Source organism: Hymenobacter seoulensis (assembly GCF_054780535.1).
On the sequence record NZ_BAAGWD010000006.1, the window covers coordinates 113551 to 133676 of the forward strand.

The following is a 20126-nucleotide window of genomic DNA, read 5'->3' on the forward strand; positions in this document are numbered from 1 at the left end:
TGTCATAGCGGCCCTGACTCCGGTTTGCTGCCGGAGGGGGCAGCGGGCTAAAGCTGGGCTATGGAGCCCGAATCAGCCGCCAATAATCTGCTAGTGAGTTCTATCGGCTGGCGAGCGGGGCAGAAGCCAACCCGCCGTAAGCACCTTATCAGGGCAGCTTAGAACTAGTGCCAGCCACAACCCGGGGTACACCAGCAGCACGTACCATACAGGGGTAAAGAGCACGGACGCTAGTTGGGTCCTGTGGTCCGGGGTAGTGCGGATAATATGTTGTAAACCAGAAAATTATATAGTGATAAAGGACGGTAAAATTCCGGTCCGCTCCCATGACGAGTGTCAACCGGGAAGGATGATCTTTGTCAGAGCGTAGTCTACTAACTAGGTATGCTTAGTTCTTTGCCCACTTGGAAACGGCTAGGCCCAGCAACTGGCCCAACAACAGCATAGCTAGGGAGGGTAGCAAAATCAGTAAGAGAGCAATCCGGCTTAAATGCTGCACGCCGAACAGGGTCCGCAAGGGCGACACGAAATACGTGAGCAGCAGTAACCCGGTACATAATGCCAGGGCCAGCCACACGTAGCGGTTGCGCAGCACATCGTTTTGGCGCCATCCGGTGCCCACACTGGCCATGTTGAACACGTGCAGCAGCTGGGCTACGGCCAGGCCGTAGAAGAGAATATTGTTGCTGGCGGCCAGGGAGGTGAGGCCGTAGTGCCGGGCGACGAAGTAGCTGATAAGCAGCAATACCGTCATCAGGGTGGCGTAGGCCGTGGCCAGCCGCCAGTCGCCGGGGCGCATAATAGGGCCTTGCGGGTCGCGGGGTGGGTGGTTCATCACCTGCGGGCTGCCTTTGCCCAGGCTCAGCGCTAAGGCTGGAAACACATCGGTGAGCAGGTTCAGAAACAAAATCTGAAGCGGAAGCAGCCCAATGCCGTGCCCGGCCACTCCGGCGGCCGTCACCACCATGATTTCACTTAAGTTGCACGACACGAGGTAGAGCACGAAGCGCCGGATGTTGGTGAAAATAATGCGCCCCTGCCGCACCGCCGTCACAATGGAGGCAAACGAGTCATCGCGGAGCACTAGCGCCGCCGCTTCCGCCGCCACCTGGGTGCCGCGCAGGCCCATGGCCACCCCGATATCCGCCTTTTTCAGCGCTGGCGCGTCGTTTACTCCGTCACCCGTCATGGCTACTACATGGCCCTGCTGCTGATACAGGTCAATCAGCTCCAGCTTCTGGGCCGGGCTCACGCGGGCAAAGATGGACGTGTTCTGCAGCCGCAGCCGTCCGGCCCCGTTGGGGTGAGCAAGCAGGTCCGGCAGCTCCGAGCCGCTTATCACGCTCTGGGCCTGGTCGAGGGGTAGATGTACCTGCCGGGCTACCGTGAGGGCCGTGGCGGGATGGTCGCCGGTCACCATGATAACGTGAATGCCGGCCTTCCGGCACGTTTCCAGGGCCGGAATTACCTCCGGGCGGGGCGGATCCAGAAACGCTACCAGCCCCAGCCAGCTTAACTCATGCGTCCAGTCCGGGTGCCCGGCCGACGGCACGATGCGGTAAGCCAGGCCCAGGGTCCGCAGCCCGGCCCGGGCTAGCTCTTCTACCCGCTCCAGCCAGAGAGTCCGGTCCTCGGCCGTGAGCGGCCGCAACCCATCCGGGCTTTGCACGCGGGTGCAATTACGCAGCACTTCCTCGGCCGCGCCTTTCACGGCCACCCAGCCCTGCCCATCGGGGTGGCGGTGGAGGGTAGCCATGAGGCGGGTGTCGGAGTTAAAGGGCTGTTCGGCCAGGCGGCCCACGGCTAGGGTGGCATCTACATCAAACCGGCTGCTGTACGCCATCGACAATAAGGCTACCTCCAACGGGTCGCCCAGGGCAGCATCCACCTCCGCCGAGGAATAGGTAGCGTTATTGCACAGTACGGCCACGCGCAGCAGGTGCTGATAGGCGGGGCCGCTCAGGCGAGGGTCAGCAGTTGAATCGGTAGCGCTGTCCGTCAGCTCCACCCGGCCTTCTGGCAGCCAGATGGTGTGCACGGCCATGCGGTTCTGGGTTAGGGTGCCGGTTTTGTCCGTGAAGATTACATCGGTGCTGCCTAGGGTCTCGACGGCAGCCAACCGTTTCACCAGCACCTGGTGGCGAGCCAGCCGCATCATGCCACTGGCCAGGGCCAGCGTAGCCACGATAGACATACCCTCCGGAATAGCGGCCACGGCCAGCACAATGGCGGTTTTCAGCAGCACGTACGCCGAGGCTCCCTGCAGCAGGCCCACCACCACAAACACCAGCGCCAGCCCCATGGTAATATAAATAAGCTGGCGGGCCAGGCTTTCGAGCTTTACTTCCAGCGGCGTAGCGGCGCGTTTGGCTTGTTGCACCAGGTGCGTAATGACCCCGAGCTGCGTGGCGCTGCCCACTCCCGTCACCACGGCCCGGCCGGTTCCATTCACTACGGCCGTACCCTTGAACAGCCGGTTAACCGGCTCGCTCAGGGGCGCTTTATGGTCAGGGGAGGCCAGCTGCTTGCTTACCGGCATAGATTCTCCGGTCAGCGACGACTCATTTACCTGCAGCTGCTGGGCCTCAAATAGCTCAGCGTCGGCGGCTATAACTTCGCCGGCCTCCACGAGCAGTACGTCGCCGACCACCAAGGCATCGGCCGGAACGGCCCGCACCACCCCGTCGCGCAGTACCCGGGCCACGCTCACCCCCAGACGCCGCAGGGCGGCCATGGAGGTTTGGGCGTTCCATTCCAGCCAGAAGCCTATCAGCGCATTAAGCAGAATAACGGCCAGGATGGCGTAGCCTTCGGCCCGCTCATCGAAGGCAAACGAAAACCCGGCCGCGCCGCCCAGTACCCCCACCGTCAGGCTGCGGAATTGCCGAAGCAGCACGCGAACCCAGCTTTCATCGGCCACGGTTTCCACGGCGTTGGGCCCATCTAGCAGCAGGCGGCGCTGCGCCTCGGCCTCGGTGAGCCCCGTGCGGGGAAGCGCCGTAGCAGCCTTATTTTCAACTGGGCCAGGGGCAACGAGCATAGAAACAAATGTCTGGTAAATCAGATGCCCGAACCCACCGGGTACCATGCCGGCCCGCGCGAGTGGCGCTGCCAAAGCTTTTAGGCCGCCATGCGGCGGCTGACGGGGGCCGGAGCTTTCACAGTGGCGGGCCGGCGCTGGCTGACCAGCTGCCAGTGCGTGCCCATGGCGGCCATATTGCGGAGCGCGGCACCTGCGGCCCGGGAGAGCGGACCGGAGAAATTCAAAGCAAGGGTGTCATCCAGCAGGTAGCACCAGCGGGCCAGATGAGCCGCCGAGAGTGGGTTATGCCGGAAATGGCTGCTAGGGCGGCCACAGTAGCTATGCCCGGTCAGCGCCAACTCCCACCACGCGTATTCGGGCCCGGCCGCTGCAACAGAGGCCAGGCCGCTCGCAGGGCAGAAGAGAGGGCCGAGCAGCGCGTCATCGGCCACGCGGGCCGTGAAAAGGGCCACGAAGCGACGGCGCTGCGCTGGGGAGGACAAGTCAGGAGCAAGGAAAGCCGACATACCGAAAGAGTAAAAATGAAAGCTGCTTGGCGGAGTCAAGGCACCACAGCGTGCTGGGCAAAGGTGGCCGCCAAACCCTGGCCGGACCGTGATGATAATCATCATCAAACCTGATTTTCATCAGGATATATTGCGCTTTAAGCGCGCTAATAAATTGATAGTTAGCAAGTAATGATAAGAAAAGCAAGGTCAACAGTGCGCGTTTAGCTAACTGTTGCCGCTGCTTGCCAGGGGGGCACGTTTCGGCTTGTTTGCGTGTGCTTACTTCTGCGTGATGTGGTGAGCTGTCTGCCGGAAGCACACGCTACCGGGCCGCGGCCTTGTGGTGGCCGGTCGCACTGGTTGGTTCGCCTTCGGCAACGGTGGGCAGCACCAGCACGGGCACGGGGCTGGTTGCCAGCAGCCGGGCCGTTACACTGCGGTGAAACAGCTCGCTCAGGAAGCTGCGCGGCCGCGCCAGCATCACAACCAGATCGGACTGGGTATCCTGCACCGCCGCTAGCAGGCCTTCCTCAAAGTGCTTGTGCGCGTAGCCGCGCAACTCGGGCGAAGGCAGCTCATCCACCAGGCCACTAGCTTTAACGGCATGCAGAGCCGCCCCGCAGCCCTCATCATCTACCACCGTATCCGACACGTGGGCTACAACCAGGTGGCGGCCTAACCTTGCCAGCATCTGGCGCAAGGGAAGCGAATTGGTTTCCAGGGTAAACGGCTCGCGGTCGGCGGCAATAAGCAAACGGCTGGGTAGCGCCTGGCTGGGGGCGGTGCGCGGCACTACCAGCACGGGGAACTGCCGCGTGCGCAGTAGTTCCGCGCAGTCGGCCTCAACGCCAGCCGATGCCGAGCCGGGAGCTGCCTGCCCCAGTATAAACAGCGCCGGATGATGACGGCGCCCCAGTTCCTCCGCAACAGTTGGCAGCAGGTCGGTGGCAATTTCTACCGTGGCCGGCGTGGCCAGCTCCGCGGCCTGCTGGTACAGGGCGCTGGCCACCAGGGTTTGCCGGTTCAGCTCCTCCTGTCGAAATTGCTCGCCCACCATCTCATACGGGTCGAATATAGAAGCCCGGTTTACGTGCAGCAGGACCAGGCGGGCCGACAGCGCCTGGGCTAGGGTGTCGGCGTAGCGCACGGCGTGGCGGGCTTCCTCATAGAAACCAGCAAATACAATGAGGGTAAGGGGCATAATCCGGCAGCGAACTAAAGTTGGGTAACACCAAGGCCATAAAAATCTGGTAACCTTGCTTGTAGGTATTCAAACGCCTGGCATCTGCCTGGTGCCAAGCACGGACTATGAAGGCGTCGGCTGGCGGTTAAGGCAGAAGCAGTCCCTAGTATTATGGCTGCATTTCGGCATTATGGCCTGCCTGGCGCCTAGTCCTCGGCAGGCAGCAGCAGCACCGGAACCGGGCTTTCCTGTAGTAGCTGGGCCGTAACGCTGCGGTGAAACAAACTGCCGAGCAGACTGTGACGACGAGCCACTACCACGAGCATATCCGCTTCCAGGCGGCCCGCTTCCTGCAGAATACCACCCACCACAGTGCGTTGCGATACCTCGTGTACCTGGCTTTCCGTCAACTCATCTACCAGGGCGTTTTGGCGCACGGTTTCCATTACCTCGTCGGTTTCCAAGCGGGCATGTTCTTCGTCGGTTACGTGCACTACATCCAGGGTGCCATGCGTGGCGGCCAACAGCTGCCGGATTACATCCTGGTGCGGAAACAGGCGGAAGGACTCGCCATCCACGGCCAGCAGCAGGCGCCGGGGCGGAAAGATGTCCCAGCCCACGGTAGGCACTACCAGCAGCGGGTGCGGGGCGTGGCGCAAAAGATCCATGGCGGTGCTGGTAACCACTTCCTGCGGAGTGGTAGCCGAGCCGGGCCGCCCCAGTACCAGCATCAGCGGATGATGGTGGCGCACAGCGGCTTGCACGGCATCAGGCAGGTAGTCATCCGATATATCGACTTCGGTGGGCACGGGCTGCTCTTCAGCCAGGTGCTGTAGCGCATGCGTTGTTTTTCGCTCGCCCCGCCGCGAATGCAGGCTATGGTATTCATCGGGCGCCAGCAGGCCGTCGCGGCGCACGTGCAGCAGCACCAGCGCTGCCTTCAGGGGTACCGCCAGCCCAGCCGCGTAGGATAGGGCGCGGTTTGAAACGGCAAAGAAGTCGGTTAAAACAACAAGGGAAGTAGCCATAATATACAGGAAAAAAGCTGTGATAAGGCGGGAAGACAACAGTAGCTTCTAAAAGGGAAGCCCGGTACCAGGCCGCAGTCGGGCTTGAACCTGGTATGCGTGACCACCGGAGCCGCCATTGTGTATTGCTTAACTGGCCTGGCTACTAGGATTCGAAACAACGGCAAGCCGAGGGCACAATCGTCGGGAGCAGAAATTAACTTCTCCACAGAAGCGGCATCAATTAAAGGCACACTCCGTAGGGCCGCAATGGCAGGCGCTGAGTTCTCAGGCGCTTAGTTGAAAGGGGTGGGCTAGTAGCCGAATGCCTTTAGGCAGCCTGGTGCCGGTGCATATCCCGCACAAGCATGTTGGTCAGGGCCAGGGCGGCAATCAGCAGTACCGAAAACACGAAGGTGGGCGTTACCATGACGTAAGGGGTTTGGTGTCTGAGGAGAGGTAGCAGAAAAACTTTCTGTCCTAAAAGACGAAAGAATCGCCAGGTAATGCCCTGACCAACATTGGGTTATTATCTGATTTTTGTCATGTCGGCCTTTAGGACCGCAGGTGCCGGAGCGGGGCCAGGGGCAAACAGGGCGCGCCGGATGGCTTCGTCGCGGTGATAGACGTCGGGCAGAAAACGTAGGCGCCCGTTTTCGGCCACGCAGGTAGCGTAGCGCACGTATATCGGCAGGGGCTGGTGCAGCCATATCGTTTGGGGCAGGCGCTGGCGGGCACATTCGGCCTCGGTGGGCAAGCGCAGGGCCCGGCTTTCGCGCCGCAGCAGGTACTGGGCCAACTGCATGGGGTACTGCAGCCGGATGCAGCCGTGGCTCAGGGCCCGGTCAGGGCGCTCAAAAAACTGGCGCATGGGCGTGTCGTGCAGGTACACGGCGTAGGGATTCTGAAACCGAAACACGATGTTGCCCAGCGCATTCTCGCAGCCACCCGCCTGCCTTATTTCGTAGGCGAAGTTCTTTTTGGTAACGCTTCGCCACGCAATGGTGGTGGGGTCCAGCAGCTGTCCCCGGAGGTTGTAGAGGGCCATGCCATTGCGGCTTAGGTAGGTAGCGTCCTCTTGCAGCTTGGGCAGCAGTTCCTTCGTGGCAATGGAGCGGGGCACGTGCCAGTCGGGGGCCAGGGTGAAGTGCGTGATACGGCTGCTGAGCGTGGGCGTGGGAGTTTCCGGCTTGCCCACCACCACGCGGTGGAGCTCTCGCACCGTATCCTGACGTATCATCTGCAGCGCAAAGGCGGGTATATTGATCAGTACATACTCAGCGTCGGGAGGCAGGGCATTCCAGCGCCAGCGCTCCAGGTTCAGGGCCGCGTGCTCGTACTGCACCCGCTGAAAATACGCTGAATCCGGAGCTGCGGGCCGGGCTAGCCACTGGGCCAGGGCCTGTTGCAGCTGCCGGTACTCGCGGTGGTTCGGCTGACCGGCCAGCATGGTGGTGGGTACCGTTCCCGTTAGCAGGGCCGCCCGCAGCTCCGTGGCCGGCTGCCGGACGTGGCCCGCTGCCTTTTCACCCGCCGAGACCGTGTACGGGCGCAGCCGGCCCCGGATTACATCACTCATAAAGCGCAGGACAGCATCACTGAGGTATACTTCCAATTGAGCCTGCTGCCGGGCGTGCTGCCAGGGCTCAAGTGGGTGCCGCAAGGAGTCGCGCAGGGCCTGGAGCCGGGCCCAATGGTAGTAAGACGGGCTCAGGCCGAAGTGGGTGGCCCGGGCCAGCAGCCCCAAAGCTGCCTGCGCAGCGGGGGTGAGGCTATCGGCCGGTTCAGTCCAGGCGGGCAGGTAGTCCGGCCCATAAAATGTTCGCACCTGCTCTCCGGCCTGCAGGCCCAGGTCATGGTCGCGGTTTTGCCGGGTAGAGCCCGTGGTATCAAGCAGCGCCTGAATTACAACTGCTACGGATGGGGACGGTGCCGGCAGATCCCGGGGCAGGGAGGTTGCTTCGGCTGTCGGGGTAGGGGGAGCGGTGCCGCAGCGTGGAACGGTTAGCAGCAGGGGAAGGCCTAAAAGCAACCAGAGAAGAGCGAACGGGGGCACAGTGGGGAAGTAAGGCAACGGAAAAAAAGAAGTAGGCTATGGCTGCGCCAGCTGCTGGTAGAGTGCGCCCCGCCAGGCCCCGTACTTACCGGGCGGCAGCGGACTCGGCCGGGCTTTGCCGGGCCAGTTTTTCGGCTTCGGTTATGAGCGCCCCCAGTGCCTCACGGTCAAGTAAGCGGCCCCGCAGCACCACGGCCCGGATCTGGCGCAGGTTGCGGATGTCCTCAAGCGGATTGCCGTCGAGCAAAACCAGGTCTCCGTGGAAGTCTACCTCCACCTTGCCCTGATCGTAGCGGTGGCCCGTAGCCGCGGCCGGCAGCACGGTGGCCGATTGCAAAGCCTGGCTGGGCGTCAGGCCCGCGCCGACCAACTGCTCCAGCTCATCCAGCAGGCTGCGGCCGGGCAGGGAAAAGGGCGTTGCCCAGCCCGCATCGGAGCCGGCCAGCAGGGCTACTCCCTGGCGCTGAAATTCAGCGACCATTGCTTTTCGCAAGGAGTCAACCAGCCGGTGCTCGGCCGGCGCCGGCCGGTTTTGCCGGGCCTGCTTCCACTGGCCCCATACCCCCGCGGGCACCAACCGGGCCAGCAGTGAGTCGGCCCCCGCCGTTGCTGTCGGGGGCGGGGCGCTGGCACGGAGCAGGGGCACTACATAGGTAGTGGCCTTCGCCAAGGCTTGCCCCAATTGCGTGCAGCGGCTACTTTGAAACGTGATGGCCTGCCCGGACGGCCGCCTGTGAACTGGTAAAGTACCCGGCTTGGCGGCTGTCCGGCGCTGGCTCGGGGGCCTGACCAGGTCCGCTTCCTGGCTGGTGCACGCGAGCAGCAGGTGGTCGGCGGGCTCCACCACTTTGTGGCCGGCTTCCAGGGCTAGCTGTGCGGTAACAGATTGGGGAATGGGCCCGACCAGGGGCGCGCGCCACGCCCGGCTGATTTCGGCTATGCCCAGGTAGGCCTCTAAGGAAAGCCCCGCCGCCGATTGAAGGGCCCGCCAGCCGTCTTGCAGCTGCGAAGTTGCCCAGGCCTTTCCCTGGGCCGAAGTAAACGGAAGCGGGCCATCCAGGCTGGCGCCGGCCAACTCAATGCGCGGCCCCAACCGCTGGCCGGCTTCCACGGCCCGGATGGTTGCCTGCAAGTCGGGGCGGGTGCGGCCGCTGTTTATCACCCTAATACTCGTGATGCCGTGGGCCACGTACAGGGGTAGCGCGTGCCGATCTTCGGCGGCTGAAGCCAGGGCATGCGAATGGCTGTCCCATAAGCCCGGAATCAAGTACTTGCCGCGGCCATCTACGCGCTGCACGGCCCGGCCCACCGGCAGGCGGGTTCCCACTGAAACAATGCACCCATCCAGTACCACCACGGTCTGGTTGGGCAGTACCCGCTCGCCGGTCACATCTACCACATTCACGTGGCTAATCACCAGGCACCCGGCGGGGGCCGAAGGGGCGGGTGAGTTGAGCTGCTGACCAATCCCTGGGCTTGGAGCAAGGGATAGTCCGGCTAGCAGAACCGTGGCAAAAACCTGTTTCATAATTGGCGCTCTACTACGTAAGCTCAAGTGGTCTGGAAACTTACTGCGCTCCTGGCCTGGGAACTGTTCGAATAAAGGTACGGCTCAAGGCCTGGTAGAACTATGACAAAAATCAGGTAAATGGCTGCTGTTCAGCAGGATTGCTGTGCGCCATAGGAGCCATCAGCAAGCCCTGGCCGGCCCTGGTGCCGGGGGTAGCCTGCTGCGAGGACTAGGGTGCCTACGCCCGCCAACCGCGCTGGGGTGCGGGCCGCTGGGTGTAGCACCAGGTCGGGTTCTGAAGGAAATGCTTTGTGGGCCCGGGGCCGGCGCCCGCCCCGCGGGTAATACCCGGGCCTACTAGGCCACAACAGGCAAGCAACCCGCCGTGGCTACTACGTAAGGCGCCCCGCAGCATCAAGCTGTTATCCGGCAGGTTGGCTGACTTGCGCGGGGCCGGGCAGTTGGCCTGCTCCCTTCTCCTAGGGCCGGGCACTGCCTAGCAACGCTGCGGCGGCTCAGGACACGTGCCAACCTTGCTGGCTTACTTGCGCGCCCGCAGCCACCCGCCTGCTTTAAGCCAGGAAAGGAGTAAGCTCGCCGGAGTAGGTAAGGGTGAGTTGGTGCATGGCCCTGGTGCAGGCCACGTACAGCATGCTCCGGTCCACTTCCGTTTTAAACGTACGGGCCGAGGCAAAGGGCACCAGGACCGCATCGAACTCCAGACCCTTGGCCAAATGGGCCGTGGTGATAATAATGCCCTCCTTAAACTTCGTGGACTCCTCCGTGAGCAAGGAAATGCCGGGAGCCTGCAGGGCCTGATACACCTGTTCGGCCTGCCGCTGGGTTTTGCAGATAATGCCCAGGGAGTGATTGGTGGAGCTCGCAAAGTCCGAAGCCAACGCCTTGATGGTTGACAGCTCCTCGGCGTGGCTGCCGAGCTGCTGGATCAGGGGCATCGGCCCATGCCGTTCCAGCGGAATGATGTTTGGGTTGGGCGTAATCCGCTGCGCGAAGGCGGTAATCTCGACGGTGGAGCGGTAGCTGCGGTGCAGTTTTATCACCTCGGCCTGGGGGAAAACCCGCTCAATCGTTTCGGCGGAAGAGGCGCTGTACGGGTTCACCGTCTGGCTTACATCGCCCAGAATCGTTTTGCGGCACTGAAATAACCGGGACAGCACGGCGTACTGCACGGGGGTATAGTCCTGCATCTCGTCCACCAGCAGGTGCTTCACGTGGTCATAGCCCGGAATTCCCTCCAGGCGGATGCGCAGGTAAAGCAGGGCAAACACATCGGCGTACTCCAGGTGCAGGCGGTGGTCAAGCTTCAGCAGCTCGGGCCGGTTCAGCCAGCGGTAGAAATCCCGGTACAGGTCCAGCACCTGATGAAACCGGAACATGCGATGGAGCCCTTCCCCAATCCGCGCCTTGTCCTGCCCGCTCAGCTTGCGGCCAACGGCGTCGCGCACGAAGGCCCGGACGGCTTCCGCCACCAGTGCGAACCGCTTCAGCAGGGGCACCCGGTGAAAGGTCCGGAACTTCTCCCGCAGGAAAGATTCCGGAACCACGGCTGAGCCAACCCGCAGCTCCGTGAACGTGAAATAGGTGTTCTCGACGTGGAGCAGGTACTGGTTTAGTTTGCTCAGGAACTCAAAGGAGGACTTAAACCGGATGCGCTCAATGAACGCCGGCTCGTGCTGGTCCAGCAGCGCGGACACCTGCTCGAAAAAGGTTTGGAAGGAGTAGCGGTTGTCCAGCAGATCGGCCGCCAGCTCTTCCATGCCCATTTCCGGAATGTGCTCTTCGCCCAGCTCGGGCAGCACGTTGGAGATATAGTCGGCAAAGACTTTGTTGGGCGAAATGATCAGCAAATCCTTGGCCGCAATGGTTTCGCGGTACCGGTACAGCAGAAAGGCAATCCGGTGCAGGGCGATGGAGGTTTTGCCCGAACCGGCCACGCCCTGAATCACCATCACCGGCGCCGTTTCGTTGCGGATGACGGCATTCTGGTCCCGCTGAATGGTGGCAACGATGTTTTTAAGCTTATCGTCGGAGGACTTGGCCAGCTCCTGCTGCAGCACGTCGTCGTGAATGTTCACGTCGCTGTCGAGCATAAACTCCAGGCGGCCGTCGCGGATCTTGTACTGGCGCTTCAGGGTAATGCTTCCCGGGATGGTGCCCGACGGGGTGGAGTAGAACGCTTCCCCAAGCTCGAAGTCGTAGAACATCGAGGAGATGGGGGCCCGCCAGTCGTAGATCAGATTCTGGCGCTGCTGCTCGTCGAAAAAGGAATACACGCCGATGTACACCGGCGCCGCCTCCTCCTGCCGGGGGCCAAAGTCGATCCGGCCGAAATAAGGGGACTGCCCCAGCTTAAGCAGGCGGCGCTTGCGGCCCACGGCCGCCTCGCCCGTAAAGGCCATGCGGTTGATGGACTGGTCGGCGGCAACCATGTCGGCTTCGTCCATGCCCGACTGGTGCTCGTGGATGTACTGCTTTTTTTGCTGAAGCTCCTGGGAAGACTGCTTGACGGCGTCATCCACCCGTCGGACCGCTATCGCAAGCCGGTCCTTGATTTCTTCCAGGTATTCTTTCTCTTGCTGCGGGGTTGCGTTGATCACGGGCTGCTTCACGAAAACGGGCCCCAAAGGTCAGCGCAAATTCCGGGCTCCCGAAGCGTTCAAGTTATTTTATTCCGGGCTGGGCCGGAACGGACCCGGCTTCCAGCTAACGGAAGCGGATTGGCCGCGGGCAAAACGCGCCTACGAAAAATCCCACTTATTGTTTGGGATTAACCCCAACATCTTTAAACAAAACTACAGAGGAGCTTGTAGAACTGGGCAGTAACGCCTCTTTCCTTCGGTCAGAAGATGACATTGCTGCGTCGGCTTTTCCGGAACCCTCAGCCCGCCCGGCACCAGTACTGCGGCCCTAGCCTCCCGACGGGGCTCAACCGCCCCGGGCACCGGCCAGCTGCTGGTGGCGGTTCGGGCTCCATTCTAACACCTTAGACCACGTAAACCCACTATTACAATGCATCACACGCACAACACTCCGCCCCCGGAAAACTCCATCCTCTACGAGCTGAATGAGCCCGCCGCCCAGTGTCCCTTCGGCTACGGCGCCGTGAAGCAAACCGCCGGCGGGGGGCGCACCAACCGTGAGTGGTGGCCCAATCAACTTAAGCTGAGCATTCTGCGGCAGAACGACCAGAAGTCCAACCCGCTAGCCCCGGGCTTTAACTACGCCGAGGAGTTTAAAAAGCTGGACCTAAACGCGGTAAAGCAAGACCTGTTTAAGCTGATGACCGACTCGCAGGACTGGTGGCCGGCCGACTACGGGCACTACGGCCCGTTCTTCGTGCGCATGGCCTGGCACAGCGCCGGCACCTACCGCATCGGCGATGGCCGCGGTGGTAGCGGCTCGGGCGCCCAGCGCTTTGCCCCCCTCAACAGCTGGCCCGACAACGCCAACCTGGACAAGGCCCGCCTGCTGCTCTGGCCCATTAAGCAGAAGTACGGCCAGAAAATCTCCTGGGCCGACCTCATGATTCTGGCCGGCAACTGCGCCCTGGAGTCGATGAACTTTAAAACCTTCGGCTTCGGGGGCGGGCGAGAAGACAGGTGGGAGCCCGAGCAGGACATCTACTGGGGCCCGGAAACCGAGTGGCTGGGCGACAAGCGTTACACAGGTGACCGGGAGCTGGACAATCCGCTGGCTGCCGTGCAGATGGGCCTCATCTACGTGAACCCGGAGGGCCCCAACGGGGAGCCCGACCCCATCCGCTCGGCCCGCGATATCCGCGAAACTTTCGGCCGCATGGCCATGAACGACGAAGAAACCGTAGCTCTGATTGCCGGGGGCCATACCTTCGGCAAAACCCATGGTGCCGCCGACCCCGGCCAGTACGTGAGCAAGGAGCCCGCCGGCGCCACGCTAGAAGAAATGAGCACGGGCTGGCGCAACAGCTTTGGCAAAGGCCACGGTGCCGACACTATCACCAGCGGCCTGGAAGGGGCCTGGACCCGCACACCCGCCCAGTGGAGCAACGACTACTTCGACCATTTGTTCGGCTTCGAGTGGGAGCTGACCAAAAGCCCCGCCGGCGCCCACCAGTGGCGGCCCGTCAACGGGGGCGGGGCCGGCACCATCCCCGATGCCCACGACCCCTCGAAGAAGCATGCTCCCTTTATGCTCACCACCGACATTGCCCTACGCGCCGACCCGGTGTACGAGGTGATTTCGCGCCGCTTCCAGCAAAACCCGGAGGAATTCGCCGATGCCTTCGCCCGCGCCTGGTTTAAGCTCACGCACCGCGACATGGGCCCCAAAGAGCGGTACCTGGGCCCCGAAGTGCCCACCGAGGAGCTGCTCTGGCAGGACCCCATCCCCGCCGTGACGTATCCTTTGGTGAACGACCAGGACGTGGCCGCCCTCAAGACGCAAATCCTGGCTTCCGGCCTCTCAGTCCAGCAATTGGTGGGCACGGCCTGGGCCGCGGCTTCCACCTACCGCGGCTCCGACAAACGCGGCGGTACCAACGGCGGCCGCCTGCGCCTGGCCCCGCAGCGGCACTGGGAAGTAAATAACCCCGCGCAGCTGCACGACGTGCTGCGCGTACTGACCGGCCTGCAGCAGGTCTTTAACGCGGCCCAAACTGATGGCAAGCAGATTTCCATGGCCGACCTGATTGTGCTGGCCGGGGTAGTGGGCATTGAGCAGGCCATCCGGAATGCGGGCCACTCGGTTACGGTACCGTTCACACCGGGCCGGGCCGATGCCTCGCAGGAGCAAACCGACGTCCTCTCGTTTGCGGCCCTGGAGCCGGCCGCCGATGGCTTCCGCAACTACCTCAAGCCACACCACAAGGCTGCGGCCGAGGAGCTGCTGATCGACAAAGCCCAGCTGCTGACCCTGACGGCGCCGGAGTTGACGGTGCTGTTCGGGGGCCTGCGGACCATCAATATCAACTTCGACCAGTCGCAGCACGGCGTGTTCACTACCCGCCCAGGGGCCCTCACCAACGACTACTTTGTGCACCTGCTCGATTTGAACACGACGTGGAGCGCTACCTCCGATGCCCAAAATACCTTTAATGGCCGCGACCGGAAAACAGGCGCCGTGAAGTGGACCGGCACCCGCGTCGACCTAATTTTTGGGTCCAACTCCGAGCTGCGGGCCCTGGCCGAAGTGTACGCCGGCGCCGATGCCGGGGAGAAGTTCGTGCACGATTTCGTGGCAGTGTGGGCGAAGGTAATGAACCTTGGCCGCTTCGACTTAGCCTAGGCGCGAACTTTCCGGTACCTGATTTTCACCAAAAGGGTGGTCTCACGCGAGACCACCCTTTTTTTATGCCCTTACATTCTGGTATCCCAGCTAGTGAAAACCGGGGATAGCATTCAGACTCGGGCAGATAGCCTGCAGCTAGTCACGGCGGCGCTTTTTTCCGCCCTAGCTACAACACAGGCCGTACCCCAGGCTGGCGGGCAGCAGGCGCCCGCCTTTTTCTCCTATTAAAAGCAAATGCAAACGTTTGCAACGGCACGTTCCCGACTGCCTATCTATAGCTACTCTAACGAGCGATATTCATCGGAGGAAAATACGTGAAAGTCAATATACTGTTTATCAAATTGTTATATTAAAAGTTAGACCCAATATCATTTCTTTTATCCCTCAGGCTACCGGGAAGCAAAGTTCAGCTGTGGGCTTCCTGAGCCGTAGGAGTTAGCCGACTACGCGGGGTAAACTCCCATCTATGAAGTCAATGACGACTAAGACCACCCAACCCTCCTAACTAAGCGCTCTTTGGGAGCGCCCGATAATACTATCGAATCCAGAAATTGGTCTATAGAAATTGGTTTTAGAGTAACTGAATCGTATTCTTACACAACTAAATTCACCAAACCAGGGTACCCACCCCACCTTTTTCCCTGCCCCCTGCCGTCGTTTAGGTCCTGAAAAAATGCCTTTGCAGCCACTCATGGCGGTTTACGATACCCAACGCCTGATTCTTGCGCCTGGCCCCGTGCCAACCATTGCGGAGCTTTCTTGTTGCGAATTAGTGCAAACGTTTGCGAAAAATTAGAGTACGTGTTTTTTCAAATTCCCATTCCCACATCCCATGAAGAACCTTGTACCCAAACCTGGTAGGCTCGCGCTGCCAGCGTTGCTTGGCTGTCTGCCCCTGGCAGCCTCGGTAACCCCGGCCCTGGCCATTGCAACCCCGGCCCGGCTGACGAACACCACCCTCGCGCCCGACCTGACGGTCACGGGCCGGGTGACAGACGAGAAGGGCCAGGGCCTGCCCGGCGTCAACGTGCTGGTGAAGGGCACCACCAACGGCACCCAGACCGATGCCAACGGGGCCTACACCCTGTCGGGCGTGCCGGATAATGCGACCCTGGTGTTTTCCTACGTGGGCTACACCGCCCGGGAGTTTGCCGTTGACGGCCGCACGACCATTGACGTGCCGCTGGCCCCCGACAGCAAGATCATGAACGAAGTGGTCGTGGTCGGCTACCTCACCCAGAAGCGCGAGGACGTAACGGGCTCCGTAGCCTCGGTCAGCTCCCAGGATGTGCGCCGCTCGCCGGTAGCCAGCGTGGGCGAAGCCATTCAGGGCCGCCTGCCGGGCGTCACGGTTGCCAACTCCGGTACCCCGGGCCAGGCTCCCATCGTAAACATCCGCGGGGTCGGTACCCTGGGCAGCGGCAGCAGCCCCCTGTATGTAATCGACGGGCTATGGGTGCAGGGCGGCGGGCAGCGCGACTTCAACCCCCAGGATGTAGAGTCGGTACAGGTGCTTAAGGATGCGGCCTCCCTGGCGCCCTACGGCGCCTCGGGCGCCAACGGCGTAATTATCATCACCACCCGCCACGGCCGCTCCGGTGCGCCGGTGTTCACGGCCAACGCCTACGCCGGGGTGCAGAACATTGCCAAGCGCTACGACCTGGCCGATGCCACCAAATGGGCGGAAATCAACAACGCGGCCTACGCCGGGGCTAACCGCGCCGGCGGTGCCGGCAACCCCGACGACCGTAATCCCTTCGCCCGCAACCTGCCCGGCTACAGCACCGACTGGCAGGAGGAGCTGTTCAAGCAGGGCTCCATCCAGGACTACAACGTGGGCGTGAGCGGGGGCGGCCCCAACTCCACCTTTGCCTTGTCGGGCGGCTACTTCAAGCAGACCGGCACCATCGAGGGACCCAAGTTTGAGCGTTACAGCGCCCGCATCAACACCGGCTTTAACCGCGGTAAGCTGCGCGTGGGCCAGAACCTGCTGCTGACCCGCAGCAACCAGACCCGGGTCAACGGCCTGCCCTTTATTGACGTGGTGCGCATGACCCCGGTCACGCCCGTGCTCGACCCGGCTAACCCCGGCGGCTTCGGCTTCGGCTCCAACAACACGGCCATCACCTTCGGCACCAATCCCATTGCCCTGCAACGCCTGTTCAACAGCACGGGCACGTCCAACCGCCTGCAGGGCAACATCTACGGGGAGCTGGACATCTTCTCCTTCCTGCGCTACCGCCTGAACCTGGCCACCGAGTACCACGGCTTCCACGACCGCGAAAAGCGCCAGTACGGGCAGTGGCGCCAGAACGACCCGCTCAACCCCTCGTCCTACGCCGAAAATCAGGGCAATGAGCTGTTCGGCATGGCCGAAAACACCCTGACGTTTGATAAGAGCTTTGATAAGCACAACCTGACGGCCGTGGCCGGCTACAGCCGCCAGCGCTTTGAGCAGGAGTTTACCCGCGGGGCCAGCTTTGGCTACGGCACCGGCCCGACCTACTACTGGGCCCTGGACGCGGGCTCCACCAACCCCCAGGCTACGGGCTCGTCCTTTGTGTGGGCCAAGGAGTCCTACTTCGGGCAGATTACCTACGACTACGACCAGCGCTACCTGCTGACGGCGGCCTACCGCCGCGACGGTTCCTCACGCTTTGACCCGGAAAACCGCTGGGGCAACTTCGGCGCCGCCTCCGTGGGCTGGCGCATCTCCCGCGAGGCGTTCTTCAGCGATATCACGGCCATCAGCAACCTGAAGCTGCGCGCCTCCTACGGCGCCCTGGGCAACGACCAGCTGCTGGGGGCCTACGGAGGCTCCTACCTCTACCAGGGGTTTGTAAACCCCAACGTCAACTACGTGTTCGGGCAGGGGCAGACCATCGTCAACGGGTCGGCCCAGACGGTGCTGGCCAGCACGGGCATCAAGTGGGAAGAGCGCCGCACGACCAACGTCGGCTTTGACCTGGGCGCACTGGAAGACCGGCTGACCTTCTCGGCCGACTACTACATCTCCAAAACGCGCGACGCCCTGATTAACCCGGACCTGCCGTTTACCTCCGGCAATGCCGGCTCGGCTCCCTTCCGCAACCTGGGCGAGCTGGAAAACAAGGGCTTTGAGTTTCAACTGGGCTACAACGACAACCGCAGCGCCTTCCGCTACGGCGTTAACGCCAACCTGTCGACGCTGACCAACCGGGTGACGGACCTAGGCCGCTCGGGCGAAAAGGACAACTTCTTTATCGGCGGCCCCAACGGCGCCACCCGCACGGAAGTAGGCTACGAGCTGGGCTCGTTTTTCCTGAACGAGTTTGACGGCATTTACCAAACCGGCGAAAGCATCCCAGCGGGCCTGCAGGCGGGCGATGTGCGCTACAAGGACCTCAACAACGACGGCGTTATCAATGACAGCGACCGTACCCATGTGGGCCGGGTGTTCCCTAAATTCCAGTACGGGGCTAACCTGAATCTGGGGTTCGGGGCCTTTGACCTGGTGGCCTTCTTCCAGGGGGTACAGGGCAATGACGTGTTTAACATCAGCCGCTACTTCCTCGACCGCCTCGATGAAAACGGCAACTACCGGGCTGACATCCAGCCCTGGACGGCCGCCAACCCGTCCACGACTACGCCCCGGGCGGTAATTACCGGCAACTCGGCCGGCAACAACGCCCGCTTCACCTCCACCCGCTGGCTGGAGGACGGTTCCTACCTGCGCCTGAAAAACCTGCAGATCGGCTTCACAGTCCCCAAAGCCTACCTCGAGCGGGTGAAAGGCATCAGCTCCTTCCGCATTTACGCCACGGGCCAGAACGTGTTTACCATCACCGACTACTCCGGCTACGACCCCGAGACGGTGGGCAGCGGCGTGCCCGGCAGCGCCGGCAACAACCTGGGCCGCGGCTTCGACGAAGGCAGCTACCCCAACCTGCGCACGTTCACGCTGGGCATCCAGGCGGGCTTCTAACCCCGCCTCCTTTCACCTGTAACTCCGCAAGCTCATGAAATTCTCTAAATACATCCGGCTGGTTTTGGCGGGGAGCATCCTGCTGACGGCGGCCTCCTGCGAGAAAAACCTGCTCGACCAAGTAAACCCGAACGTGCCCACCACGGTCTCGTTCTGGAAAACCAGCGACGACGCCGTCAAGGGCGTGAACGCGGCCTACAGCGGCCTGCAGCAGCTGGGCACCTACCGGCGCTGGCTGAACTTCGCCCTCGACACCCGCTCCGACGACTCATTCAGCCAAAGCCCCTGGGGCGAGCTGCTCGACTGGAACCGGTTTGTGCAAACCAACTATGACTTTGAGGTATCGCGCGACATCTGGCGCGACCACTACCGGGCCATCTTCCGCACCAACCAAGTCATTGACAACGTGCCCACCATCACGGGCATGGATGCCACCCTGCAGAAGCGCGTGCTGGCCGAGGCCAAGTTTCTGCGGGCCCTGTACTACTTCAACATGGTCTCGCTCTACGGAAACGTGCCCCTGGTGCTTAAGGCCTCGGAATCCCTGGATTCCAGCGCCCCCCAGGCTACCGAGGCCCAGGTGTGGGAGCAGGTGATTGCCGACCTGAAGGCCGCCCAGCCCGACCTGCCCGCCAGCTACAACGGCATTGACGTGGGCCGTGCCACCAGCGGAGCCGCCACGGCCCTGCTCGGCAAGGCCTACATGCAAAACCGCCGCTGGGCCGAGGCCCAGACGGAGTTCACCAAAATCATCGGCACCACCTACTCGCTGACTCCGAACTACACCGACAACTTCCGCCACACCACGGAAAACAACGCGGAGTCCATCTTCGAGGTGCAGTTCAACGATGACAAGCTGGGTGGCAACGACGGCGACGACGCCACCTCCTCCGAAGGCGGGCAGCGCTCCCAGTTCTGGGGCGTGCCCGGGGCGGGGTTTGTCGATGCCGAGGTGCGGCCTTGGGTGGTCAACGAGTTTTTAAAGGAAGGCACCGCCTCCGGGCAGCGCGACCCGCGTTTGTCGGCCACGGTGTTTTACAACCGGCGGCAGTTTAGCTCGACCCTGCCGGTCGATGCTGATACGATCGTGTACGGCCGGGGCTTCTTAAACCGGTTTGGCAACAACGAGCGCGACCGCAGCCGCATTTACTGGCGCAAGTACCAGAACGACTACCACCGCACGTTCGAGAACTTCGACTCGCCCATCAACCACCGCGTGATCCGGTACGCCGACATCCTGCTGCTGCAGGCCGAAGCCCTAAACGAGGGTGGCAACGTGGCCGGTGCTGTAACGGAAATCAACAAGGTGCGCATCCGCTCGGGCCTGGCCCCGCTGGTGGCTGCCTCCTTCACCCAGGCTACCCTGCGCATGCAGATCATGCACGAGCGGGTAACCGAGCTCACGGGCGAAGGCCAGCGCTGGTTTGATTTGCAGCGCTGGGGCCTGCTGGAAACCCAGGCCGGCCTGGATCAGCTGAAAGCCCGCGACGAGCACTTCAGCAACTTTGTTATTGCCAAGTCGCGGCTGCTGCCGCTGCCCCGCACGGATGTCGATCTGCTCCGCCTAAATCAAAACCCGGGCTGGTAAT

The 20126-nt window shown here is 62.2% G+C and carries 10 protein-coding genes; 3 read left to right on the top strand and 7 right to left on the bottom strand.

The window, feature by feature from the left end:
• Positions 1 to 388: 388 nt before the first annotated feature.
• The 7 genes from ACYVHC_RS19370 to ACYVHC_RS19400 all read right to left on the bottom strand — a co-directional run bounded on the left by ACYVHC_RS19370 (position 389) and on the right by ACYVHC_RS19400 (position 11917).
• Complete coding sequence (locus ACYVHC_RS19370; protein WP_460615455.1) at positions 389 to 3040, bottom strand: cation-translocating P-type ATPase; 2652 nt, start codon at positions 3038 to 3040, stop codon at positions 389 to 391.
• 80 nt (positions 3041 to 3120) lie between these two features.
• The gene (locus ACYVHC_RS19375; RefSeq protein ID WP_460615456.1) at positions 3121 to 3549 is read right to left on the bottom strand and encodes a globin family protein; all 429 of its coding nucleotides are present in this window, start codon (positions 3547 to 3549) and stop codon (positions 3121 to 3123) included.
• Between the two features lie 304 nt (positions 3550 to 3853).
• Positions 3854 to 4732, bottom strand: a complete 879-nt coding sequence (locus ACYVHC_RS19380) for a universal stress protein (RefSeq protein WP_460615457.1) — start codon at positions 4730 to 4732, stop codon at positions 3854 to 3856.
• A 188-nt stretch (positions 4733 to 4920) separates the two neighbouring features.
• Positions 4921 to 5742: a universal stress protein gene (locus ACYVHC_RS19385; RefSeq protein ID WP_460615458.1), complete on the bottom strand. Its 822-nt coding sequence runs from the start codon at positions 5740 to 5742 to the stop codon at positions 4921 to 4923.
• Positions 5743 to 6250: 508 nt separating this feature from the next.
• On the bottom strand, positions 6251 to 7777 hold the full coding sequence (locus ACYVHC_RS19390) for a L,D-transpeptidase scaffold domain-containing protein (RefSeq protein WP_460615459.1): 1527 nt from the start codon (positions 7775 to 7777) through the stop codon (positions 6251 to 6253).
• Between the two features lie 85 nt (positions 7778 to 7862).
• Positions 7863 to 9305 carry an amidohydrolase family protein gene (locus ACYVHC_RS19395; protein ID WP_460615460.1) on the bottom strand — a complete coding sequence of 481 codons (1443 nt, stop codon included), beginning with the start codon at positions 9303 to 9305 and terminating at the stop codon, positions 7863 to 7865.
• 554 nt (positions 9306 to 9859) lie between these two features.
• Entirely contained in the window at positions 9860 to 11917 is a 2058-nt protein-coding gene (locus ACYVHC_RS19400; protein ID WP_460615461.1) for a HelD family protein, read from the bottom strand.
• A 400-nt stretch (positions 11918 to 12317) separates the two neighbouring features.
• Here ACYVHC_RS19400 and katG point away from each other — a divergent pair, with 400 nt between their 5' ends.
• The 3 genes from katG (at position 12318) to ACYVHC_RS19415 (ending at position 20125) form a co-directional block, all read left to right on the top strand.
• Positions 12318 to 14570 (top strand): catalase/peroxidase, encoded by a 2253-nt coding sequence (katG, locus tag ACYVHC_RS19405; RefSeq protein WP_460615462.1) that lies wholly within the window; start codon positions 12318 to 12320, stop codon positions 14568 to 14570.
• Between the two features lie 835 nt (positions 14571 to 15405).
• The gene (locus ACYVHC_RS19410; protein WP_460615463.1) at positions 15406 to 18537 is read left to right on the top strand and encodes a SusC/RagA family TonB-linked outer membrane protein; all 3132 of its coding nucleotides are present in this window, start codon (positions 15406 to 15408) and stop codon (positions 18535 to 18537) included.
• Between the two features lie 34 nt (positions 18538 to 18571).
• Positions 18572 to 20125: a RagB/SusD family nutrient uptake outer membrane protein gene (locus ACYVHC_RS19415; RefSeq protein WP_460615464.1), complete on the top strand. Its 1554-nt coding sequence runs from the start codon at positions 18572 to 18574 to the stop codon at positions 20123 to 20125.
• The last annotated feature ends 1 nt before the right edge of the window (position 20126 follow it).